The sequence below is a fragment of the Microvirga sp. VF16 genome, from assembly GCF_016864375.1.
GTDB lineage: Bacteria > Pseudomonadota > Alphaproteobacteria > Rhizobiales > Beijerinckiaceae > Microvirga.
Genome location: NZ_CP069355.1, coordinates 916,064 through 938,607 on the forward strand (window position 1 = coordinate 916,064; position 22,544 = coordinate 938,607).

At 61.5% G+C, this 22,544-nt stretch carries 23 protein-coding genes and 1 pseudogene; 17 read left to right on the forward strand and 7 right to left on the reverse strand.

The window, feature by feature from the left end; all coding sequences use genetic code 11:
• Positions 1-141: 141 nt before the first annotated feature.
• Positions 142-1,257 carry an alanine dehydrogenase gene (gene ald, locus JO965_RS29700; protein WP_203444506.1) on the forward strand — a complete coding sequence of 372 codons (1,116 nt, stop codon included), beginning with the start codon at positions 142-144 and terminating at the stop codon, positions 1,255-1,257.
• Between the two features lie 465 nt (positions 1,258-1,722).
• A complete protein-coding gene (locus tag JO965_RS29705) occupies positions 1,723-2,463 on the forward strand; it encodes a Crp/Fnr family transcriptional regulator (RefSeq protein WP_203444507.1) in 741 nt (246 codons plus the stop codon).
• Between the two features lie 1,287 nt (positions 2,464-3,750).
• Here the strand turns inward: JO965_RS29705 and JO965_RS29710 are convergent.
• Positions 3,751-5,181 (reverse strand): aldehyde dehydrogenase family protein, encoded by a 1,431-nt coding sequence (locus JO965_RS29710; RefSeq protein WP_203444508.1) that lies wholly within the window; start codon positions 5,179-5,181, stop codon positions 3,751-3,753.
• A gap of 1,025 nt (positions 5,182-6,206) precedes the next feature.
• Between JO965_RS29710 and JO965_RS29715 the strand changes: the two genes are divergently transcribed.
• From JO965_RS29715 to JO965_RS29740, 6 genes are all read left to right on the forward strand, one after another.
• Positions 6,207-7,859 (forward strand): MFS transporter, encoded by a 1,653-nt coding sequence (locus JO965_RS29715; RefSeq protein WP_203444509.1) that lies wholly within the window; start codon positions 6,207-6,209, stop codon positions 7,857-7,859.
• Between the two features lie 889 nt (positions 7,860-8,748).
• Positions 8,749-9,627, forward strand: a complete 879-nt coding sequence (gene panB / locus JO965_RS29720; protein WP_203444510.1) for a 3-methyl-2-oxobutanoate hydroxymethyltransferase — start codon at positions 8,749-8,751, stop codon at positions 9,625-9,627.
• 8 nt (positions 9,628-9,635) lie between these two features.
• Positions 9,636-10,571 (forward strand): pantoate--beta-alanine ligase, encoded by a 936-nt coding sequence (gene panC, locus JO965_RS29725; protein ID WP_203444511.1) that lies wholly within the window; start codon positions 9,636-9,638, stop codon positions 10,569-10,571.
• A complete protein-coding gene (locus JO965_RS29730; protein ID WP_203444512.1) occupies positions 10,568-11,206 on the forward strand; it encodes a hypothetical protein in 639 nt (212 codons plus the stop codon). Before panC ends, JO965_RS29730 begins: the two co-directional genes overlap by 4 nt.
• On the forward strand, positions 11,203-11,430 hold the full coding sequence (locus tag JO965_RS29735) for a hypothetical protein (protein ID WP_203444513.1): 228 nt from the start codon (positions 11,203-11,205) through the stop codon (positions 11,428-11,430). Before JO965_RS29730 ends, JO965_RS29735 begins: the two co-directional genes overlap by 4 nt.
• A gap of 1 nt (position 11,431) precedes the next feature.
• On the forward strand, positions 11,432-11,713 hold the full coding sequence (locus JO965_RS29740; RefSeq protein ID WP_203444514.1) for a hypothetical protein: 282 nt from the start codon (positions 11,432-11,434) through the stop codon (positions 11,711-11,713).
• Positions 11,714-12,452: 739 nt separating this feature from the next.
• On the opposite strand, the gene JO965_RS29745 is transcribed toward JO965_RS29740, so the two are convergent.
• The gene (locus JO965_RS29745; protein ID WP_203444515.1) at positions 12,453-12,845 is read right to left on the reverse strand and encodes a hypothetical protein; all 393 of its coding nucleotides are present in this window, start codon (positions 12,843-12,845) and stop codon (positions 12,453-12,455) included.
• Positions 12,846-12,968: 123 nt separating this feature from the next.
• Complete coding sequence (locus JO965_RS29750; protein WP_203444516.1) at positions 12,969-13,133, reverse strand: hypothetical protein; 165 nt, start codon at positions 13,131-13,133, stop codon at positions 12,969-12,971.
• A gap of 45 nt (positions 13,134-13,178) precedes the next feature.
• Here JO965_RS29750 and queC (JO965_RS29755) point away from each other — a divergent pair, with 45 nt between their 5' ends.
• Genes queC (JO965_RS29755) through JO965_RS29775 form a run of 5 tightly spaced genes read left to right on the forward strand, consistent with a single transcriptional unit; the run spans position 13,179 to position 17,441 of the window.
• A complete protein-coding gene (gene queC, locus JO965_RS29755; protein ID WP_203444517.1) occupies positions 13,179-13,934 on the forward strand; it encodes a 7-cyano-7-deazaguanine synthase QueC in 756 nt (251 codons plus the stop codon).
• A gap of 20 nt (positions 13,935-13,954) precedes the next feature.
• Complete coding sequence (locus tag JO965_RS29760; RefSeq protein WP_203444518.1) at positions 13,955-14,599, forward strand: VUT family protein; 645 nt, start codon at positions 13,955-13,957, stop codon at positions 14,597-14,599.
• Positions 14,600-14,635: 36 nt separating this feature from the next.
• Positions 14,636-16,018 (forward strand): aminodeoxychorismate synthase component I, encoded by a 1,383-nt coding sequence (gene pabB, locus JO965_RS29765; RefSeq protein WP_203444519.1) that lies wholly within the window; start codon positions 14,636-14,638, stop codon positions 16,016-16,018.
• Positions 16,019-16,027: 9 nt separating this feature from the next.
• Positions 16,028-16,627, forward strand: a complete 600-nt coding sequence (locus tag JO965_RS29770; RefSeq protein ID WP_203444520.1) for an aminodeoxychorismate/anthranilate synthase component II — start codon at positions 16,028-16,030, stop codon at positions 16,625-16,627.
• Complete coding sequence (locus tag JO965_RS29775) at positions 16,614-17,441, forward strand: aminotransferase class IV (protein WP_203444521.1); 828 nt, start codon at positions 16,614-16,616, stop codon at positions 17,439-17,441. Before JO965_RS29770 ends, JO965_RS29775 begins: the two co-directional genes overlap by 14 nt.
• Before the next feature lie 58 nt (positions 17,442-17,499).
• Here the strand turns inward: JO965_RS29775 and folK are convergent, their stop codons facing one another.
• Genes folK through folP form a run of 3 tightly spaced genes read right to left on the reverse strand, consistent with a single transcriptional unit; the run spans position 17,500 to position 19,146 of the window.
• Positions 17,500-17,973: a 2-amino-4-hydroxy-6-hydroxymethyldihydropteridine diphosphokinase gene (gene folK / locus JO965_RS29780; protein WP_203444522.1), complete on the reverse strand. Its 474-nt coding sequence runs from the start codon at positions 17,971-17,973 to the stop codon at positions 17,500-17,502.
• Positions 17,966-18,334: a dihydroneopterin aldolase gene (gene folB, locus JO965_RS29785; RefSeq protein WP_203444523.1), complete on the reverse strand. Its 369-nt coding sequence runs from the start codon at positions 18,332-18,334 to the stop codon at positions 17,966-17,968. Before folB ends, folK begins: the two co-directional genes overlap by 8 nt.
• Positions 18,331-19,146 (reverse strand): dihydropteroate synthase, encoded by an 816-nt coding sequence (gene folP, locus JO965_RS29790; RefSeq protein ID WP_203444524.1) that lies wholly within the window; start codon positions 19,144-19,146, stop codon positions 18,331-18,333. Before folP ends, folB begins: the two co-directional genes overlap by 4 nt.
• A 366-nt stretch (positions 19,147-19,512) precedes the next feature.
• On the opposite strand from folP, the pseudogene JO965_RS48290 reads away from it, so the two are divergent.
• From JO965_RS48290 to queC (JO965_RS29805), 4 genes and pseudogenes are all read left to right on the forward strand, one after another.
• Positions 19,513-19,665 (forward strand): annotated as a pseudogene (locus tag JO965_RS48290) (7-cyano-7-deazaguanine synthase); the annotation flags it as partial.
• A gap of 41 nt (positions 19,666-19,706) precedes the next feature.
• Positions 19,707-20,339, forward strand: coding sequence for a 7-carboxy-7-deazaguanine synthase (queE, locus tag JO965_RS29795; RefSeq protein ID WP_203444525.1), 633 nt, complete (start codon positions 19,707-19,709; stop codon positions 20,337-20,339).
• Positions 20,339-20,716, forward strand: a complete 378-nt coding sequence (locus tag JO965_RS29800) for a 6-carboxytetrahydropterin synthase (RefSeq protein ID WP_203444526.1) — start codon at positions 20,339-20,341, stop codon at positions 20,714-20,716. Before queE ends, JO965_RS29800 begins: the two co-directional genes overlap by 1 nt.
• The gene (gene queC, locus JO965_RS29805; protein ID WP_203444527.1) at positions 20,703-21,416 is read left to right on the forward strand and encodes a 7-cyano-7-deazaguanine synthase QueC; all 714 of its coding nucleotides are present in this window, start codon (positions 20,703-20,705) and stop codon (positions 21,414-21,416) included. Before JO965_RS29800 ends, queC (JO965_RS29805) begins: the two co-directional genes overlap by 14 nt.
• Positions 21,417-21,733: 317 nt before the next feature.
• Here the strand turns inward: queC (JO965_RS29805) and thiD are convergent, their stop codons facing one another.
• Positions 21,734-22,534 (reverse strand): bifunctional hydroxymethylpyrimidine kinase/phosphomethylpyrimidine kinase, encoded by an 801-nt coding sequence (thiD, locus tag JO965_RS29810; RefSeq protein WP_203444528.1) that lies wholly within the window; start codon positions 22,532-22,534, stop codon positions 21,734-21,736.
• Between the last annotated feature and the right edge of the window lie 10 nt (positions 22,535-22,544).

The following is a 22,544-nucleotide window of genomic DNA, read 5'->3' on the forward strand; positions in this document are numbered from 1 at the left end:
AGCAAAACGGCCAAGCTACATAACGCACATTTGCAACAAATTCTGTGAGTTTTTGATCTAAATTATGCACCGCCAAACCATTTTTGCTGAAAAAGAAACTCAATAGCCATCTATCAATGACTCCGCACCAAGGAGGCCATTATGCGCGTCGGAGTGCCAAAGGAAGTCAAGACGCACGAGTATCGCGTCGGGCTTACGCCAGGCGCGGTCCGGGAGTACATCGCCGCCGGGCACGCGGTCCTGGTTGAGACCCGTGCCGGTGCCGGGATCGGCGTAGACGACGAAACCTATCGCAGGGCCGGGGCCGTGGTCGTCGATACGGCGGCCGAGGTCTTCGCCCAAGCCGATATGGTCGTGAAGGTTAAGGAGCCGCAACCCAGCGAGTGGGTCCAGCTGCGTGAGGGTCAGATTCTATTCACCTACCTCCATTTGGCTCCGGATCCGGATCAGACGAAGGGCCTGCTGGCCTCCGGTTGCACGGCCATTGCCTATGAAACAGTAACGGACGCCAAAGGTGGGCTGCCGCTGCTCGCCCCGATGAGCGAGGTGGCGGGCCGACTGTCCATTGAGGCGGCTGGCGCTGCCCTCAAGCGCTCGGCCGGCGGGCGCGGCCTGCTCCTTGGCGGTGTTCCGGGCGTGCAACCGGCCCGGGTCGCTGTCATCGGCGGCGGAGTGGTCGGGACTCACGCCGCCCGCATGGCTGTTGGGTTGGGATCAGAGGTGACGGTCCTTGATCGATCGCTTCCACGGCTGCGGGAGCTTGATGAGCAATTTGCGGGCCGGATCCGCACCCGCTTCTCGACGCTGGAGGCTCTCGAGCAGGAGGTGTTTGCGGCAGACGTCGTCATCGGCGCTGTCCTGGTGCCGGGCGCGAGTGCTCCAAAACTGGTCACCCGCGAGATGCTGCAGCACATGCGACGCGGCTCTGTCATTGTCGATGTGGCGATTGATCAGGGTGGGTGCTTCGAGACCTCCCATGCCACGACCCACGCTGACCCGACCTATGAGGTCGACGGTGTGGTGCATTACTGTGTCGCTAACATGCCCGGTGCCGTTCCTCTCACGTCGAGTCACGCCCTGAACAACGCAACCCTGCCGTTTGGCCTGGAGCTGGCGAACAAAGGCGTCACGGCCGCGATCGAGAACCGTCACCTGCGGGATGGGCTTAACATCCACTGCGGACGGCTGACCTACAAGGCTGTTGCTGACAGCCTAGGTCTCACCTTTACGCCGGCTGAAGAAGTTATTGCTGCATGATTTGAGTAGGGGTCGAATGATGGGGCAGCGTCGATCCTTGCTCAGTTAAGGATCTGGAGAGAACGGGAAATCGCTGCTTGTCAGATACAAAGGTTGGGGAGGGGATCGGGCATGAGCATGTCTGAAAAATCTTTTATATTCTTGATGATCTCAGGCGATGTGGTTGCGCCGGTCTCCCTGTCGGCAGCACCGGCAGTGAAGGAGGTGGCTTTCGTCCCTGCCACCTCGTCTCCGTCTGGCACGGAGAACTCTCTTGGGACGGTCCTCCCGCACTTGGGCTCGCTCGGCATCGCCGCAGCGAGCCCCTTTTCTTCGGAGCAGTGGCACGCCATTGCGAAGTGCAATTTGGAATGAGAGGCCGCAACGAGGGGGAGCGGCGTCGCCACAGAATACCAGTTTGGTACCATGATAGTGCTATTGTAAGTCTCGCAGAGAGTAAGACTCAGATATGTCACGGGTCCTACCATGTCCTTTCCTTCATCCCATCGCACGAACCAGTTGCTATCGGCATTACACCCGGCAGAATTAGCGTGTCTTGAGCCACACCTTGAGCGGGTCGAGCTGAAGAAAGGGGGTGTACTCTATGAAACCGACGAGAGCATGCCGTTCGTCTATTTCCCGCACGACGCCATTGTCTCGCTGACGAGTGTTCTACCCGAAGGCAAAAGCGTCGAGATGGCAATATTCGGGCGTGAGGGCATGTTTGGATTGGTCAGTGCGCTGACCACCCGCCGATCCATCGGGCGCTTTGTTGTGCAGATTCCAGGCATTGCATCGCGCATCTATACTGACGTCCTGCATCGCGAGTTCGAGGAGCGGCCGAACCTTCGGGACTGCTTCTTGCGCTATGCGGAGGTTCTGCTGGCGGAGACCCTACAAGTCGTGGCCTGCAACACTGCTCACAGCGTAGAGGCTCGCTGCTGCCGCTTACTCCTTAGGGTGCTTGATCGAGTCGATCAGGCGACCTTGCCAATCACGCACGAGCATTTGTCCCGAATGCTCGGAGTGCAACGATCGACCGTCAGTCTTGTCACGAGCGGGCTTCAGTCAGCCGGTCTGATCCATCAGCGCCGCGGTGCAATCACGGTCACCGATCGCTCCGGCCTTGAACGAGCCGTGTGCGGATGTTACGAGATCGCACGTCAGCGCTCAAAACAACTTTCATACCCGCAGAACCGTGAGGCGCATTGTGCGCAGAACCGATGACGACGATCTTCTGCATGTCGACGAGGCCGCGTGGATCCGAAGTGAGCCATCCCGAGGGCTCCGCTTGCTTGGTCTGATTTCAACGTTGATCGCCATCGCCACTGCGATGGCGCTGATCATCTGATCGCTTGAGCAGAGTGACACAGCTGGCGTATTGAAAGGACCTTCGGACCTGATGCGGATGGAAGTTTCCTTGTGCCAACTTCATCAATTGGCCGAGGTCTGAAGCCCCTGGATTTCGCTTACGGCGGAGTGGATTCGGATCTACAGGCTCTCTCCGGGGAATTCCACAACGAGTGATACCTGCATGAGTCAAGTTGAATGACAGGCTGGCGCTTGACGAACTGATCAGCCGTTCCACATAGACACCGTCCTTGTAGAAACTTTCATTTCAAGCTGTCTATGTTCAATCGAATTTCAGAACTTAGCGCACAAGCTATCATCGATGTTTGCTTGACTGCCTCTGCCACTTCAGCTGCTCTCACGGCTCTCTACCTGTGTTCTCAGCTGCCTTAGCAGGACTGAAGCGGGCTGGGATCACGTCACTCGCAATGGAGTGGAGCAGGAGAAATGCAGTTTTGCATTCTCAGAAGCCCGTCTGCTGCACTGCCTCCTATACCCTTGAGTGAGCGAGGACGCTTAGCATCGTCAGCCCTGACAGGGTTACCTTTTCCGAAGATAATCAAGAATTTGCTCTTTTGGCCCACAGAAGCATCGCGAACATGCACTCAGTGCAGCCCCTTCATGTTGCATTCTGCATTGCAACGAGGCGTGATGCAGCCGATATCAGAAGCGGCTGAATTCTACGCGGCACCGCTCTTTTCCTCCCGGCTATGCCGCATCGGCCGTTCCCTCTGGAAGGTTTTGACTTTTGTCGAACCTTAACTTCACGCCGGGCCTTTGGCCCGGCTTTTTTGTTGTTTGACAATCCCTGTGTGACCAAGCTCGACCATAAGGTTGGCGGCTCAACATTGCTTGATCGTCCTACATCGTGCAGAGCACGCCGATGGGCTGTCATGTGGACCGATCGGGAGGACTGCTCAGCGGCACGTCTGATCTCCCGCATTCTATGAACTGGCGCTCACCGGCCCGACAGGCTGTGGCTTCCCTAACATGGCCAAGTGTGCCGAATTGCGGCACAGTCCTAAGGGTGTGGGCCTGCAGCTCGATGGGTATGCCGGCGGCTCATAACCGTCTGGTTGGAGGTTCATGTCCCTCCAAGCCCACCACTCACTCGTTCATTCCAACACGGGGCCAACCCGCTCGTCCTGTGGTGCGGTCAGAAGGTCAAGTCTGATTGTATCCGAAGATCGACTTGATCTCGAGGAACTCCTCCAGCCCGAACACCCCGCGCTCCCGCCGGTTGCCCGACTGCTTGTACCCCCCAAATGGCGCCGCTGGGTCACTGGACGCGCCGTTCAGGTGGACCATGCCAGCGCGCATCTGACGGGCAATCCTGCGAGCGTGCTCAGGGTCTGCCGAGGTCACATAGCTCGATAAGCCAAAAGAAGTGTCGTTGGCCTTCTCGATGGCCTCACTCTCACTTTCGTAGGGCAGGATCGAGAGAACAGGCCCGAATATCTCCTCCTGTGCAATCGCCATCCGATTGTGAACGTCCGCAAAGACAGTGGGGCGAACATAATAGCCACGGTGCAGGTGAGCCGGGCGGCCGAGCCCGCCTGCAATGAGCGTTGCGCCCTCCCGAAGACCAGAAGCAATCAGGTTCTGAACCCGCGTGAACTGCGCCTTGTTCGCGACAGGGCCAAGGGCCGTTGCCGGGGAGCCCGGCTGATCCACCACAAGGTCCTCGGCAACCCTTTTGGCGATCCTGGCTGCTTCCTGCTGCCGACCAGCTGGGACGAGCAGGCGGGTTGGCGCATTGCAGGACTGGCCGCTGTTGGCAAAGCAGGCATACGCCCCATGGCTCACAGCCGCCGCGAAACTTGTGTCATCGAGAAGGATGTTGGGCGACTTACCACCGAGCTTTTGGTGTACCCGCTTCACGGTGCCTGCCGTGGCTTGAGCCACGAGGATGCCGGCGTGCGTTGAGCCTGTGAAGGACACCATGTCGACACCAGGATGGGATGCGAGGGCCTGACCGACGGTGGGTCCATCGCCCTGAACGAGGTTGAACACGCCGGGCGGCACACCAGCCTCATGCAGGATTTCCGCAAAGATCGATGCCGAGGCGGGCGCACACTCGCTGGACTTCAGGATCATGGTGCAGCCCGCAGCAAGCGCAGGGCCAACCTTGCAGGCAATCTGGAGAAGGGGCCAGTTCCACGGTGTGATCAGTCCACAGACGCCAATAGGCTCCCGCGTGATCAGGGTCGAACCGTGTAGAGTGTCGAACGAATAGGATTCCAGCGCCTGGATGCTCTGTTGCAGATGAAGGAGTCCAGCCGGCACCTGCCGCTCGCGGGCAAGGGTGAGGGGAGCGCCCATCTCCAGCATGACCGCGTCGACGAGATCGTCCATGCGCCGCTGGTAGCCGTCGACGATGGATCGCAGGATATCGAGCCGCTCCTGTCGGGTGGTCTGGGCATACGCCTTGAGGGCTTGCCGGGCTGAGCAAACAGCGCGGTCGATATCATCCCCGTCACCAGGTGCAAAGGTTGCAAACACGGTTTCAGTCGCAGGGTTGATGAGGTCAACGAGCCGCGGCCTCTCAGGCGAGCTCCACTGTCCGGCGATGTAATGCTGGTGAAGATGTTGCACCGATCTGGACTCCCGGCTTCGTCGCCAGCGGCGCTCTCGATCTCAGGAACCGGACTGAGCCCTAACCGAAATATCCTCTCCCCCAGGCGGCTCGAGCGGCAGCCCTGAGGCGAGACGACGGTGTTCTGTTCATCATGCAACGCACCGCCGTCAAGATCCTACAAGATGACGTGCTCCACGTTGCGTTAAGAACGCAGTAGCACATGACGGCGAGGCCAAGCATATTCAGGAGCAGCCTCCGTACTAGTCGGACTGCGGATGTAAGGTAAGGAAGAGGATCAGAAGTACAGAATCCGCCGGGTATTTAGGTGGACTTATCGTCTAGGTTCATGGCGTGCCCTCAACGACACAGCATAGCAACCGAAGCAACTTCTTGATCCGAATCCATCCTGTGGCGTCGCGCCGCTGAGGCACGGCGATCCTGCCAATTGAGTCTGCTGGCAATTGCAGTCGATTTTCCTGGTTTCGCTGGAGTGCGCACATTCCGGGACCAAATTCCAGCCAAAATGACCAGTTTTTTGTAGGATACCATCCGCAAGCGGACCCTATTTGCTTAAATTCGGCGTCAATCATCGAATAAGCTAAAAAGCCAAAGACCTTCAGAGAGACGTTCCAGAGCGCTAAGGATGCTGCCTCAGAGCGTGTTCGTCTGACGATTGGTAAGGTCGATCGAGCCGCAATCACAGATATGTCTGCTACGGAATCTATGCTAGCGCACCTCCCATTGGTTCAGTGCAATCGCCACCACTCCATGCATGCGCAGCAAGTCTCAGAACTCAGGCCTATAGGGTCTGCTCTGAGCGATTACGAAATACGTTTGCAGATCCTGACCTCAGCTCTCATCGATGACATTCTCGTTGATCATGGAGGGCTGGCATCGAGCGCTAGAAAGCCCTGCCCAGCATGCCAGCGCAAGGGCAAGGTCATGGCAGAGGAAAAGCGGCATCCAACGCCCAAACTGATCAGAACTGAACCTCAGGAACATTCGGGAGCCGATGAAACTCACGGCGAGGACGGCTAACACAATGGGTAGCATAGTGGGTGAAGACGCAGCTCCCGTGGCGCCAACGACGTTCGCGCCGCTCAGGAACCCGACCTTTCGCTCCATCTGGCTTGCGATGCAGGTCTCCAATCTCGGGTGGCTGATGCAGACGGTTGCCATCAGCTGGCTGATGGCGACGATCTCGACGTCCGATCTGATGGTGGCGCTGGTGCAGGCATCATCGACCCTGCCGGTGTTCATGTTGTCTGTCTTCGTCGGGGCGGTCGCCGACAACTACAGCCGTCGCAAGATCATGCTCGCCGGCTGGGGCCTGATGACGATCGCATCGGCGATGCTGGCCATTTTCGTGGCGCTGGGCCTTGTCAGCCCGTGGATGATCCTCGGCTTCAGTTTCCTGATCGCATCTGGCGCCGCTCTCAACGATCCTGCCTGGCAAGCCTCGGTGGGCGACATCGTGAGCCGACGGGATGTTCCCGCGGCCGTGACGCTCCTGTCCGTCGGCTTCAACACGGTCCGCACCATTGGCCCGGCGCTCGGCGGCCTCGTGGTGGCCTCGTTTGGCCTTCTGACAGCCCTCATTGTCACCTCACTCAGCTACCTGGTCCCTCTGGGCACCATCTGGCGCTGCCAGTGGAAGGTTCGCTCGTCGCCGCTCCCGCGCGAGTCTATGCGCACGGCCATCTATGACGGGCTGCGCTTTACCGCGCTGTCCGCGGAGATCAAGGCGGCGATCGCCCGCGGAACCCTGTTTGGCCTGGCCAGCATCGCCATCCTCGCGCTGCTGCCCCTGGTGGTCCGCGACCGGCTGGCAGGAGGGCCCATCGCGTTCGGCATCGCGATGGCCGGCTTCGGGATCGGCGCGTTCCTGGCCGGCCTCGCCAACAGTGTGTTCAGACGGATCTTGTCGCAGGAGAGGCTGATGACGCTGGCCTGCCTGGCCTGCGCGGCCTGCGCCCTCTCCCTGGCCCTGACGTCATCCGTTGCGATGGCAGCCGTTGCTCTCGCCTTGGGCGGTGCGGGGTGGGTCACCGCCTGGTCCGGGTTAGGCGTGAGCGTGCAGCTGGCGAGCCCACGCTGGGTCGTGGGGCGCACGATCTCGATCTACTACGCCATGATCGATGGCGGTCTTGCGGCTGGCAGCTGGGTGTGGGGCACGGTGGCCCAGAACCATTCCCTGACCTATGCGCTGGGAGGCTCCGCTGGGGCGCTGGTGCTTGTGGCGGCAGCCGGCGTTCTGTTCCCGCTGCGGGAGCACCGTGGCTCCGGGTCTGATCCTCTGGAGGCCTTCGACGCCCCGGCGGTGGCCCTCGACCTGAAGCCGAGAAGCGGACCCATCGTCGTCAAGGTCGAGTATCTGATCCCTGACACCCATGTTGCGCCGTTTCTGGATCTCATGCGGGAGCGCCGGCACGTGCACAGCCGCGTCGGCGCTCGGCGCTGGACCCTCCAGCGCAACCTTCAGAAGCCTACGCACTGGACTGAAACCTTCCAAACGCCGACCTGGACGGACTACCTGCGCCTCAACCATCGCCTCACCACGGCCGACAAGGAACTGGATGAGCGCGTCCTCCAGTTGCATGCGGGGGAGGAGCCGCCTCACATGACGCTGTCGATTGAGCGGCCGACGAGCTTGGCCCGCAAACGCGAGCCGGCCCCGTATTTGTCCCGCCATTGACCTGGTCACGGCCTGAATCGTTCGCGTCCACCTGCGCATGCGGACGTGCATCCGCACCCGCGCTTCGTTGTGCTGTGGAATGCCGATATCATCCTACGTCGGCTCCCGGCATATCCAAGTTGATGCGGATTGCACTCTGCTGCCGCTCCTCATTGCGCAATCCTTCGTGAAGGCTGCCGATGCACCTCGTTGGATGCTATGCGGCGTCATCGCTCCAACACGCAGTCACGGCCAGTTTCTGGCTGCGAGCATCGACGTGGACTCCCAGGAGGACCGCCAAATTCAACGCCGCACACCGGCTCCAGATGAACGAACAGAAGGGCGTCACGCTGCGCAAGCTTCGGCTCCGATAATGAGTCCCGGCTTGAAGGGGATAGATCTTCTATACTTCTCGCTCGATTGAGATCGTTTATTCTGTCTTTTGACCACAGACAGTAAGCTTGTTCTCCAAGAGCCGATGATCGCAAGCGAATGGACAGGCAATGCGCGACAGAGCTGGATTGAGCAGGCTCGCTCTACTCCTGCACAAAGGTGGTACTCGCAAGTCGTACAACTGGCATTTCGCCAATGCCGTCGAGCTGAGGCACAAGCGCAACTAGCGTAATTTGGGCAAGCAGAACGACCGTAAAAGCTCCACGGAACATCTGCATTCTGTGTTCTGCCCGACAAAACGTGAGCTCCCGGCAAACAATTTTCTGTCGTAAACGATTACATGCACGACACGGGATTTCCTCGCCCGATCCTTAATGCTAATGGCCTTGCGCGACTCGCATCGACCCGCGTGGGTCGCTCCTCCCAAATGTGGGCTTCGGGCAACGGCAGCTTATTTTGAGCTGATTGTGAACACGTGGCGGGTTGTCTCTACGGCCTCAATGTTGCGCAGGTACGCATGAGCCATCATTCCACAATCGATGCACCGGCCATCACCATTCCCCATTTACAGCAATGGGCGCGGGATGGCCGACGGTTGGTGATGACCACAGCCTACGATGCCGTCACGGCACGCTTGGCTGATCCCGTTGTTGATATGATCCTGGTCGGCGACAGCGTCGGCAATGTGTGTCTGGGCTTCGACAACACGCTGCCGGTCAGCATGGCGATGATGAACCATCATCTCGAAGCCGTCGCTCGCACCAGGCCTCGTGCCTTGCTCGTGGCCGACATGCCGTACCTGAGCTATCACCTCAGCCTCGACGACACCTTGTGCAATGCCGGTGGCTTTCTCCAGCGTGGTGCTGCCGCCGTGAAGCTCGAGGGCGGGGAAAAGCGTGCCGAGACGATCCGGGCGCTCGTGGAGTGCGAGATCCCGGTCATGGGCCATCTCGGCCTCACCCCGCAGAGCGTGCATGCCATGGGCGGCTTCAAGGTGCAGGGCAGGGGAGCCGAGGACGCTGTGCAGATCCTGGAGGACGCTCACCACCTGCAGGAGGCGGGCTGCTTTGCTCTGGTGCTCGAGGGCATCCCGTCCGAGCTGGCCGCCCGGGTCACCGAGACCCTGAGCATCCCAACCATTGGCATCGGGGCGGGGCCTCATTGCTCGGGACAGGTGCTGGTCCTGCATGACGTGCTCGGGCTGACACAGGGGCACCGGCCCAAGTTCGTGCGCACCTACGTCGATGGCTTTGATGTCCTGCAGCAGGCCCTCAGGCACTGGGCTGAGGATGTCCGCCGTGGTGCCTTTCCCGCCGCCGCTGAGGCCTATGCCCTCCCGGCTGACGCTCATCCAGGGGTGTCCGCTTGGGTGCCGAACTCCCCCAACAAGTCATGAGGTCCTTCATGCTAACCTTCCGCATGATCAAATCGCTGACCCAGTGCCTGCGCGGCTACCGTAGCTCAGGCCTGCGGGTGGGGTTTGTGCCCACCATGGGCTTTCTGCACGCGGGCCATCGGGCGCTGATCGACGAGAGTGTCGCCCGCTGCGACATCACGGTCGTGAGCATCTTCGTCAATCCAACACAGTTCGGCCCGAACGAGGATCTCGACCGCTATCCCCGGGCCCTGGAAGCCGACCACGAGCTCTGCCGCAAGGCCGGGGTGAGCATGATCTTCATGCCGGATGCCGGCGAGATCTATCCGCCGGGCTTCCAGACCCATGTCGAACCCGGCCCTGTGGCCGAGCCGCTGTGCGGCGCAGTCCGGCCCGGGCACTTCCGCGGTGTGGCGACCGTGGTCACCAAGCTGTTCGCCATCGTGCAGCCGGATGTGGCCTTTTTCGGCCAGAAGGATTTTCAGCAATGCGCCGTGATCCGGCAGATGGTGCGCGATCTCAATCTGCCGGTCGAGATCGTCACGGTACCGACCGTGCGCGAGCCTGACGGTTTGGCGCTCAGCAGCCGCAACAGCTACCTGGACCCGGCCGACCGCGTGCGAGCACGCTGCCTCAGCCAGGGTCTGCTTGCCGCGCAGGTGGCGTACGGAGAAGGGGAGCAGGACAGCCAAAGGCTGCTCGCGATCGCCCGGTCGCTTATGAACGAGGTCGATCAGCTGCAGTACCTCGAGCTGCGAGATGCCAGGACCTTGGAGGCTGTTCAAGGCCTGGTCGAGCAGCCAGCCGCCTTGTGTGTCGCGGCCACGATCGGTCCCACACGCCTGATCGACAACGTGCTCCTGATTCCTCCGCCAACGGCTCTGTCCGATCGTGAGCTGGAGCTGGTCTCGCATGTGATGGGCCGCCAGGCTACGGCCGGTGCGCAAGGTTCGCCACCGTTATGACAGCAAACGCCACGCTCCATGCCCTGATTCAGGATCTCAACATCCGGTTGAGTGCTGGTGCACGGGTCACCGAAACCCTCCTGGCCTGGTGCGACGAGCATGGTCTCTCAAAGGGACCCATCAGCGTCGAGTGCTGTCTGCGGCAGGTGCTGGTCGCGGTGCCGGACGAGGTGAGCGCCGCTTTGGCCCCCACGAAACACGAGACTGTTCATTTCCGGCAGGTGCGCATCATGCGGGGCCCGCTCCCCCTCGCAATGGCTGAAAACTGGTTTGTGCCGCAACGCCTGGCGGCGGGCATGAGCGACGTGCTGCAAACAACGCGCGTGCCGTTTGGCACCGTGATTGCGCCGCTGCGCCCCTCCCGTCGCATCCTCGCGGCGCAGGTTCGGCCCATCCGGTCTGCTCTTTGCGAGGATTGGTCGCGCCACACTGCCGCGGCGCACCCCCTCCTGTCGACGATCATCCTGGAGCATGAAGCTGTGATCTGCAGCGGGACCGGAGCAGTGCTCGCATGTGTGAAAGAGAAGTTCTTCTCCGAACTCGTTGCATTTGCCGCCTCAGAGCCGGCGAGACAGGTGGTCGATGAGAGATCACGGGCCGAATCAGTAATGCAGCATGAAGAACTTGAGCCATGACAAGTCAACCTGACCTGACCTCCGCGGTCTTCCATGATCCTGGCGCGATGGAGGAGATCCGCTTGCTGGATCACCGGATCCAGTTCGGGCCGACGCGAGCCGGCTGGGTGTCGTTTGTGGCGGGCCAAGGCCAACGGCCGACGATCGCCCTCGCCTGTGATCGCCACACCCTGCTCACGCAGTCACAAAAGCTGGTCGAGCAGCGGGCTATCGGGAGGAAGTGAGGTGGGGGACTATCATCTTCTGCAGCTGGCACCCGGCAGCTATGACTTGCTGCTCAAGGACGACATCATCGGCAGCGTCGTTCGCTGCGGCTCCCGTCACAAGAGCACCACCTGGATCGTTGAGCTTCTGGATGACCGCCCAGCGGCCCCGCATCCCTCTCCCTTCACAGCCGCCGAGCAGGAGTTCAAAACACTCGACGAGGTGTGCCGGTGGCTGGGAGGCACTCCCATCCGGCCTCTCCGCAACGGCGATGAGGTGTTGGCCCGTCTCGGTCCGCCATGAGGTCACCGGCGGATCTCGTGGCCCGTCTCGCAGGGCTGCCCCTCAGGCGGAGGCGGACTGGAACTGGAATTGGACCTGAGACGCTTCGTCGCCAGAAGCCGGGCTTGTCACAGCGCGCACGCGATCAGACGCGACCGTCACAGCCAGTCGCAGGCGAGCCGCAGTCGAACTGTCGTTTCCGTTGGAGAGCACCCGTTCGACCCTTACCTTTCGGGAGATGTCATGTTGCACCGCATTGTGAACAATCGGCCACGAACGGTCATTGATCTTTGTCTTGCGATCTCTGCCACTTCATCCGCGTTCACCGTCCTCTACTTGTGCACTCAACTGCCATAGGTCACGACAGCGGCATGCCTGCAACCCATGACCCGCAGCGGCACGACGTGGGTGAAATTGCGGCGTTTCTCAGCCGGCGTATGAAGTGGCCGCGCCAGTTTCGTTGGCGCACTGCTTGCGGGTTCGCGTAGTGCGGCAGATGTAGCCTCCGATACGCTTCCCGTGTAGCCAGCATGTTGCCGAAGATTGGCGCCGCGAGGATCCCGTCCCCTTCCTGCTGTGGGACAGATGTGAATGTGCGTCATCTCCATAGCTGCTGCTGGTATCGGGTTATGACGCCAATGGAGATCATTCTTCTCCTTGTTGGCCTCGACATCAGCAACATGCATTTGACGCAGCTCCCACATGAGGCATGCTGCATTGCCAATTCCTCGAATGCAGTCGATAGGAGCAGCGGCTGATTTCAACGCGGCACCGCCTTTCTTCCTCCCGGCGCTGCCGTGTCGGCCGTTCCCTCTGAAAGGTTTTGACGGATTTGTCGGACCTCAACTTTACGCCGGGCCTTTGGCCCGGCTTTTTCTGTGTGCCGAGCATGTTCGACAGCTTGGAGGTGTAAGTCCTTGATCACCTGAGACGGCACGCCGAGCTCCTTGCTCGCGCCCTTGGTCAAATCGCGCAGCTGCTTCCCCGTCGCCCATTTCGGGCCACGGCGAGTGGACCACTCGCCGATCTCGTTGACGTAGTTCCAGACCGTATTGGTGGCGATGCCAAGGGCAACCAGGTGCTTGCCGCTCGTCGCGTCCTTCACGCGATAGCTGAACGTCAGATACGCAGACTCTGGGTCCCTTCCGGCCATGGCTCCCGATACACGCTCGCAATGGCCAAGGTTCAAGCCAGATTCAAAAGATGATGCGGCTCACGCCGCATGCGCCTATCCATGCTCGCCCTGAAGCGAAGAGGGCTTTCGGCGCAATCTTTGCTAAATAGCATCGACCCTGGGAAGAGGGCTCCAACCACTGTCCGGTGTCAGGGCATCCGTGTTGACACTCACCTCGATGTCGTCCTTGATGCGCTGGCGCTGACGGGTGAGCGCATCGACGATGCTCTCGTTTCCACGTCCGTCTGCCGCACATTCATTGGCCATGAGCCGATCCGGTCGCAGCCTACCCGGTCAAAACAAGGAGCCCTCATGAACGCTCTCGTCATCTGTTCGGGCGGAATGGATTCCATTGCCTTGGCGCACAAGATTGCGGCTGAACGAGCTCTCACGCGCCCCGTGTCATTCGACTATGGCCAGCGTCATAAAAAGGAGCTCGACTCCACGCGGGCCTGCGCCGCCCGCTTCGGCGTGCCACAAGACGTTAAAGACGTTATCGACATCTCTGCCGTGAGACGCCTCCTGACGGGATCGGCGCTGACCGACAGCGGCTCTGTTCCCAAAGAGCATCATGCGGAAGACCTCATGCGGATTGCCGTCGTGCCGAACCGCAACGCCATCATGCTGGCGATTGCCTTTGGCATAGCTGCCGCCGAGCAGGCCGAGTCCGTGGCGGCGGCCGTCCATGGGGATGACCGCTTCATTTATCCAGACTACCATCCCGACTTCGTCGAAGCTTTCGCGACGACGCCACGCCACGCCTTCGGTGAAATGCCGAAGATCGCTCTCTACACGCCCTTCATTCGACGGGTCAAAGCCGACATTGTGCGCGAGGGCGCTCGGCTCGGCGTGCCTTGTGCCGAAACCTGGTCCTGCTCCCAGGGCGGTGATCATCATTGCGGCCGCTGTGGCACCTGCCTCGAGTGGCGCGAGGCGTTCCTCCTCGCGGACGTGGAGGATCCCACGCCGTATGAAAAACCAGATTATTGGGTCGAAGCCTGCCGGGAGCACCAGGAAAAGCAGCCCTCCCGAGGCTCGGAACTGGCAATCGCGGGACCAATGAAATGAGCTCGTTAGAGGATGGACGAATGAACCTTGAGGCACGCCGCAGGATCGAGGGTCTTGCGGTTTTCGTGGGCTTTACCGCTTGTATTCCAGCCGCCAACTGGATGATCGGCCATGTCGGCAGGGTTTGTGTTCTGGACGGTCCCTGTCTGATCCCAGTTGCGCCAGACTTGGCCGCGCCCAGCGGTGTCCTCGTCGTCGGTCTGGCACTGGTGCTGCGCGATCTGGTTCAGCGGCGTCTGGGACGGTATTGGGCCCTGGCCGCGATTGGCCTTGGGGCGGTTCTGTCAGCAGCTTTCGCGCCACCGGCGCTTGTGCTCGCCTCGATAGCGGCCTTCCTGCTGTCCGAACTGACCGACCTGGCCGTCTACACACCGCTGCAGCAGAGGGGGCTGATCCTGGCTGTGATGGCAAGCAGCGTCATCGGTCCCGTGATCGACAGCATTGTCTTCCTGGCTCCGGCGTTCGGCAGCCTGCAATTCCTGCTGCCGCAGGTTCTTGGCAAAGCCTGGATGGTGTTATTGAGCATTCCCGCAATGTCCTGGCTGCGCCAGCGTGATGAGCGGATTCGCATGCCGGTGCGAATGCGATGGGTCTGTGCCTCAGCCTCAGTTTCGCACGCAGCCGCTTTTCCGCACCGCTTATTGGCTGAGGCAAGCACACCATGAACGCCAATCTTGATCCGATTTTCGACGGCTGATGTCATGCGACCTCCGATCCATCTCGAACATCTCGGTGGCCTTGACGCGTTCACTTGCGCGCGGACATTGTCGCACCTGCCCGATCTGCTGTTCCTGGATAGCGCTCGGCACCATCCTGGGCTCGGGCGCTCCTCCTTCGTCGCCGCCGACCCGTTCGGCCGGTTTGTCGTGCAGGATGGACGAGCATTGTGGAACGGCGACCCCTTGCCTCAACCACCCCTATCCGCACTGCGCTCACTGTTAGATCGGTACCGCCAATCGAGAGTCGACCGCCTGCCGCCCTTCCAAGGGGGTGCAGCAGGCTATCTGGCCTATGATTTCCGGCACACCCTCGAGAGGCTCACACCGGCGCCGGTCGACGTCTCATGCCCAGAGGCCGTGCTCCCATTCTACGATGTCGTCGTGAGCTTCGATCACCGGAGTGGCGACGCATGGCTGATTTCAACCGGTTGGCCAGAGCAGGATCCCGACAGACGCCAGAAGCGGGCTGCAGCGCGCGCTCGGTACTTTCGGAGGCTTCTCGGGCATGCCCCGCGCCCGCTCCGTGACTGCGATCTGGTGAGTCCATGGACGTCGAACTTTTCCGCTAGCGGCTACGGGGAGGCCGTCACCGCCGTGATCGACTCGATCTTGGCCGGAGACATCTTCCAGGCGAATATTGCCCAGCGCTTTACCGCTCGGGTTTCCAATGAGTTCGACGCGCTTGCCTTCTACGACCGCCTCCGCCACGTCAATCCGGCAACCTTTGGCGCTTTTCTCGCCTTTGGCGAGACGACGATTGCCTCGAGCTCACCCGAGCGCTTTGTGAAGGTTGACCGGGGCGATGTCGAAACCCGCCCGATCAAGGGCACAGCGGCACGCTCCTCCGAGCAGCGGCGCGACCAAAACCTGGCGGAGGTGCTGCTGCGCTCCGAAAAGGATCGGGCCGAGAACCTCATGATCGTCGACCTCCTGCGCAATGACCTGTCGCGGGTGTGCAAGCCACATACGGTGCTCACGCCGGTGCTGTGCGGCTTGGAGAGCTATGCGGCCGTCCACCATCTCGTCTCGGTCGTCGAGGGTCAACTCGATTCAGGCTTTACGGCGACCGACGTGATGGCGGCCTGTTTCCCGGGAGGGTCGATCACGGGCGCTCCGAAGATCCGGGCCATGGAGATCATCACCCAGATCGAACGCTGTGCCCGGCAGGTCTATTGTGGTTCCATCGGCTACTTTGGCTTCGATGGAACCACTGACACGAACATCGCGATCCGGACCGTCATGCTGAAAGACCGATCAGCGGTGTTTCACGCGGGCGGTGGGATCACGGCGCTGTCCGAGCCGCGGGCCGAGTACGAGGAAACTTTGACGAAAGCTCAGCGCATTTTTGCAGCCTTTGAAGCATAGACGACAAAAATGATCCTGATCATCGATAACTACGACTCCTTCGTTTTCAGCGTCGCACGGTACTTCGCTGAACTGGGCGAGACGGTGAAGGTGGTCCGCAACGACGCGATCGATGTCGGCACCATTCGGGGCCTATCGCCGAAAGCCATCGTGCTCTCGCCCGGTCCGTGCTCTCCGTCGGAGGCCGGTGTATCCTGTGAGGTCGTCCGGCATCTCTCGGGAGCGCTCCCGCTGCTCGGGATTTGCCTTGGTCATCAGTGCATCGGACAGGTCTTCGGATGGCGGATCACGCGGGCACGCAGGCCCATGCATGGACGCTCCTCTGCCATCCGTCACAATGGCCGGGGTATCTTCGACAGCCTGCCTAATCCGTTGCAGGCAGGCCGTTATCATTCGCTGATCGTGGAGGCGGATCGGAACTCGACGGAGCTGGAGGTGACCGCTCGCTCTGAGGACGGCGATATCATGGCCCTGCAGCATCGACACCATCCCACCTATGGCGTGCAGTTTCATCCAGAGTCCATTCTGACCGAGCACGGACACATGCTGCTGTCCAACTTCCTCGATCTCGCTGCACAAGCCGGGAGGAGCCGCCATGCTGTGGTTTGACGGAGCGATCTCGGATGATCCGCGAACCGGTTTCGATCTGCGTGACCGAGGACTGCTGCTGGCCGACGGCTTGTTCGAAACGCTGGTTGTCACGAATGGCCGAGCCTTCATGCTGGATGCGCACCTCGATCGTCTTCTCGCCGGTGCGGCGGCCTTGAATATACCGGTAGACCGGAAGTCTCTGCGACGGCCGGTGGACGATCTGACCGCCGCTCTCCCCGACGGGGGCATCATTCGCCTGACCCTGACCCGAGGCGTGGGACCCCGCGGCTTACGGCCTCCGGCTCAGCAACAGCCCGCCATCTTTGCGGCGGCGTCCGCACCATGGTCGCCGAATCCGACGGCTGCGGAGGTGCGCTTGGCGACGTCACGGATCCGGCGCAATCCCTCTTCCCCCACATCGAGATACAAAACTCTCGCCTATCTCGACAACGTCCTCGCCTTGGAAGAGGCGCTGGGCCGTGGCGCTGACGACGCGCTTCTTCTGGCCGTTGGCGGGCGGGCGGCCTGCACCAGTGCCGGGAACATTTTCGTCATCCAAGGTGAGAACCTCCTCACCCCATCCCTCGATGATGGAGTGTTGCCTGGAATTACCCGTGCCCTTGTTCTCGATGTCGTGGCCCCTGAACTCGGTCTGATGCCGCAAGAGATGAGTCTTTCCAAGGGCAGCCTATTGCTAGCTGAGGCCGTGTTTCTGACCAACTCTGTGGCGCTCGTGACGCATGCGACGGAACTCGATGGCAAGCCGCTGTCTCGCTACGGGCGGGAAACCGTCGAGCAGATTCGCACCGAGATCCTCGCCTTGATGGACTGACAACGGATCGTAAAATCGGCCCGAGACTGGAAATGAACGGCAGCAGCCGCGTCTTCAGCTAGGTCAGCTTGGTGATGTCACTCCCGTTCACGTGAGCGAGCATGTCTGCAACGGTTTTCTGACCGAGCTTCAGATTGGATGCAATCTCGGCCAGGGGCACCAGAACAAAAGCGCGCTCTGCCAGATACGGATGGGGCAGGGTCAGGCTGGGAGTGTTCACCTCGACATCATCGTAGGTGAGGATATCGATATCGATCACGCGTGGCCCCCACTTGGTCTCGCGAACCCGTCCGAGTTCTCGTTCCACCCGAAGACACAGGGCCAAAAGGGCATCAGGGGCGAGCTCCGTATCGGCCACGGCGCAGGCATTCACGAACCAGTCCTGAGCCACAGGCCCCCACGGCTCCGTATGGTAGTCTGCAGAGCGGGTGAGAATTCTGGCCCCGCCCGCGTCAAGAGCTGACAGCGCCTTGGCGATATTGCCGCGCTTGTCGCCGAGATTGCTGCCGAGGCCGAGCGTGACCCTAGCCATCGCGCGACCGCCGGATCTCGACCGCAACGCCATCAAGGATGAAGGGGACCGGCGCTTCAGGCTTCTCGACCCGGACCGTCACGGACGCCACAGGTGGGAAGCCATCGAGCACGCGTGCGGCGATCGCCTCGGCCAAGCCCTCAATGGTTTGGAAGCGACGGGTGGTGCCGATCTCATGAACGAGCTTGGCGAGGCTCGCGTAGCAGACCGTCTGCCGGTAATCGTCGGCCTGCCCGGCCGGCTTCAGGTCAAGCGAGCAGATCAGGCTGACAAAGAAGCGCTGCCCGAGACGGGCCTCTTCGGCATGAACGCCATGATGGGCATACAATGCCAGACGGGACAGAGTGATCGTGTCGCTCACGGCGGGCTCCTCAGCACGATATCGGCCACGCGGCAGGCCTCCACGTGCGCCTTGATGTCGTGCACACGAACGATGTCGGCACCCCGGCTCACGGCGGCCAGATGCGCTCCGAGCGTGCCGAAGAGCCGGTCGCGTGGGGGCACGTGCGGATCGTAAAAGCGGCTCAGGACGGATTTGCGGGAGGCTCCCACGAGCACGGGGAAGCCTAATGCTTTCAGTTCCGGCAGGCGGCGCAGCGCCTCAAGGTTCTGGTCGGCTGTCTTGCCGAAGCCGATCCCAGGATCAAGAATCAAGCGTGCCTCTGGGATGCCGGCCTGGCGGGCGAGAGTCAGGGAATGCTCAAAGAAACGCAGCATGTCGACAATAATGTCGAGCGAAGCATCGACCTCGGCGCGATTGTGCATCACGATCGCGAACGCATCATGGTCCGCTACGACGGCCGGCATATCGGGATTGCGCTGAAATCCCCAGATGTCGTTGACGATCCTCGCTCCCGCCCTGAGGGCAGCCCGGGCCGTCGACGCTCGATAAGTGTCGATCGAGATCGGCACCTTCAGGATGGGAGCAAGAGCCTGGATCACCGGCATAACCCGCCGCTGCTCCTCCTCGGCGCCCACGGGCGTATGGCCCGGACGCGTGGACTCCCCGCCGACATCAATGATGTCAGCGCCCACCGCCTCCATCGTGCGGGCATGGTTGACCGCAGCGGCATGATCGCTGAACAGACCTCCATCCGAAAACGAGTCAGGCGTGACGTTCAGGACACCCATGATCAGGGTGCGTGTGCCGAGTTCTTTCAGGATCGCTGTCATGGCTCAATTCCGGTCAGGAAGGGGCCCTTTCTGTCGCGGTTTGCGCCAGAAGTCGAGCTCTGGTTGACAGGAGGGCCAAGAGGCTCCGCTCGAAACCAGCCGTAGTTTCAGGACACGCCCGGCTTCGATACTTGGGCAGACCAAGCTTCTTTATCCCTCTGCTTAGAAAACCATGGCGGCTCCGGGGAGGCGTATGATGGAATGCATTCTCATTGACACCGGTATGTCTGTTGTCGTTTATGCCGCACAGAAGCGGGTGGGGTGAGCGCTTGGTAGAGCCACGCGTTCACTGTTCCATCCGCTCCACGTTCATCGGCACGCAAGCCGATCCGGTCGCAGCCTACCCGGTCAAAACAAGGAGCCCTGGTGAAAACCCTCGTCATCTGTTCCGGCGGATTGGACTCCGTCACGCTCGCGCACACGATTGCAGCTGAGCGAACTGTCCCGCGCCGCAGCGTGCCGCACGATATCATCGACATCTCTGCCGACGGATGTCTCCCGACGGGATCGGCGCTGACCAGCAGCCCCGTGTCAGGCACATGCTCGCCAGCGAGACCTGAATGAGTTACGCCGTCAAAGAGATCTTCCTGACGCTTCAGGGCGAAGGCGCCCAAGCCGGTCGAACCGTCGTCTTCTGCCGTTTTGCCGGCTGCAACCTCTGGTCAGGACGGGAGAGCGACCGGGCATCGGCCGCCTGTCGGTTCTGCGACACGGATTTCGTGGGCACCGACGGGACCTTCGGCGGACGCTATGCCACGGCCGCCGATCTGTGCCACCGGATCGAGGAACTCTGGGGACCCGGGACCGATCAGCGGCTTGTCGTGCTGACGGGCGGAGAGCCGCTGCTCCAGGTCGATGCCGCACTCATCGATGAGTTGCATCGCCGCTCCTTCACGATTGCGGTCGAGACCAACGGCACGGTGGAGCCGCCGCCGGGTCTCGATTGGATCTGCGTCAGCCCGAAAGGCAGCACCGAACTCAAGGTCCGCGCTGGCCACGAGTTGAAGCTTGTCTTTCCGCAGGAGGATGCCCCGCCCGAGCGGTTTGCCGCCTTGTCCTTCGAGCGGTTCTCACTTCAGCCGATGGATGGACCGGATCAGGCCGCGAACACGGCACGAACCGTCGCGTATTGCCTGTCTCATCCGCAATGGCGGCTGAGCCTCCAAACACACAAGTACTTAGGGATCCGCTGATGTGGGAACTCACCAAGTCGTTTACTTTCGAAGCCGCCCATACGCTCACCGGTACCACCCTCGGGCCCGCCAGCGAGGAGATCCATGGGCACTCCTTCCGGGCCGAGGTTGCCGTGCGCGGCATGCCCGATCCCCAAACGGGCATGCTGATCGACCTTGGTCTGCTGGAGGGAAAACTCGCAGAGATGCGCCGGACCCTCGACCACAAGTTCCTCAATCGCATTGCGGGGCTGGAGCGGCCGACTTTGGAGAACATCACCCGCTTTATTTTCGATCGGATCGAGCCTATCGGGCCGATCGCGAGGGTGACGATCTACCGCGACAGCTGCGGCGAGACCTGCACCTACTTCGCGCCGGTTGACCATGAACGCCGCTGACTCCTCTGCCCTCGTGGTTTTCTCGGGCGGGCAGGACTCGACCACCTGTCTGGCCTGGGCGCTGTCGCGCTACGAGCGGGTTGAAACCATCGGGTTCTCGTACGGCCAGCGGCACGCCGTCGAGATGGAGTGCCGGGAGCCGATCCGGCAGGGCGTGGCTCGCCTGTCGCCGCTCTGGGCCGGCCGCCTCGGACCGGACCGAGAGATCCCGCTTGATGTGCTGGGCGAGGTCAGCGTGAGTGCACTGACCGCAGACCTGCCAGTGGCCAGCAGCCGCGCGGATGGACTTCCAGCAACCTTCGTGCCCGGGCGCAATCTGGTGTTCCTCACCTTTGCGGCGATCGTCGCCTTCCAGCGGGGTCTCAAGCGCGTGGTGACGGGTGTCTGCGAGACCGACTTCAGCGGCTATCCCGACTGCCGCGACGACACGATCAAGGCGCTCCAGACCGCGCTCAACCTCGGCATGACCTCACGGCTGGTGCTTGAGACGCCGCTGATGTGGATCGACAAGGCCGAAACCTGGGCCCTCGCGCAAGCGCTCGGTGGGGACGGGCTCGTTGAGCTGATCGTGCAGGAGACGCATACCTGCTACGACGGCGATCGTCGCACCCGGCAGGAATGGGGCTTTGGCTGTAGTGAATGTGATGCCTGCCGGTTGCGGTCCGCAGGATGGCAGCGTTACAGCCACGCGCGGAGCTGACGAGTCTGGGACTGAATCGTGAGTGGGATTATGGGGGACAGATGATGCTGTGTGCCTTGTCGCGATGGTTCCGTTCGAGACCGCATCGCGCACCGCAAATGGTGACACGATCTCACCTGCCGCAAAACAGGTGAATCTGAAATCGGCCGCTGCTCATCGCATTGATGCGCCCGACGATCCGGTGCGCGGAGAGTCTGAGGTCGGTGCGGTTCTTTGGTCACGCGGTGACCATGCGCCAGCGGAAGGTTCGCGCGCGAACAACAGGGGGCATTGCGAGAACTAAGGCTCCGGCGCCAAGCGCCGCACGGCGTGAGTGCTTAGGACCAATGGGCATGGAAGTGGTGCACAGGTCCGGACCCGTGCCCGATCCGGAGGTGATCGGAAGCACCGATGGCGGCGCTGATGAAGCTCTTAGCCGCTGCAACCGCGTCGTCGAGCGACAGGCCTTTGGCGAGCCCGGCTGCAATGGCCGAGGACAGGGTGCAGCCCGTGCCGTGCGTGTTGCGCGTGTCGATGCGAGGAACTGCAAAGCGCCGCACGCCCTGCTGATCCATGAGAATGTCGGCACTCTCCAGTCCTGTGCCGTGGCCGCCTTTCACCAGAACAGCTTTGGGGCCCAAAGCGAGGATGCGCTCAGCCTGGCGGTACATGGCCTGTTCGTCCTCGGCCAGCGGCTCGTCGAGGAGGGCCGCGGCCTCTGGAAGATTGGGTGTGACGAGCAGCGCCATGGGAAGCAACACGCGGCGCAGCGCGTCGACAGCCCGCGGCACGAGCAGACGATCGCCGCTTGCCGCCACCATCACGGGGTCGAGGACGATCCGCATCGCGCAGTGACGCGCAAGCCCTTCCGCCACGGCGTCGATGATGGCGGGTTGGGACAGCATACCGATTTTCACCGCGTTGACGGTGAGATCGGAGAAGACGCTGTTAATTTGCTGCGCGACGAAGATGGGCGGAACATCGTGAATGCCCTGAACGCCGACGGTGTTCTGCGCTGTGAGCGCGGTAATCACGCTGGCACCATAGACGCCCAGCGCCGAGAAGGTCTTGAGGTCCGCCTGGATGCCGGCACCGCCGCCTGAATCCGAGCCCGCGATCGTGACGGCGATGGCGGTCATGCCGGAATGC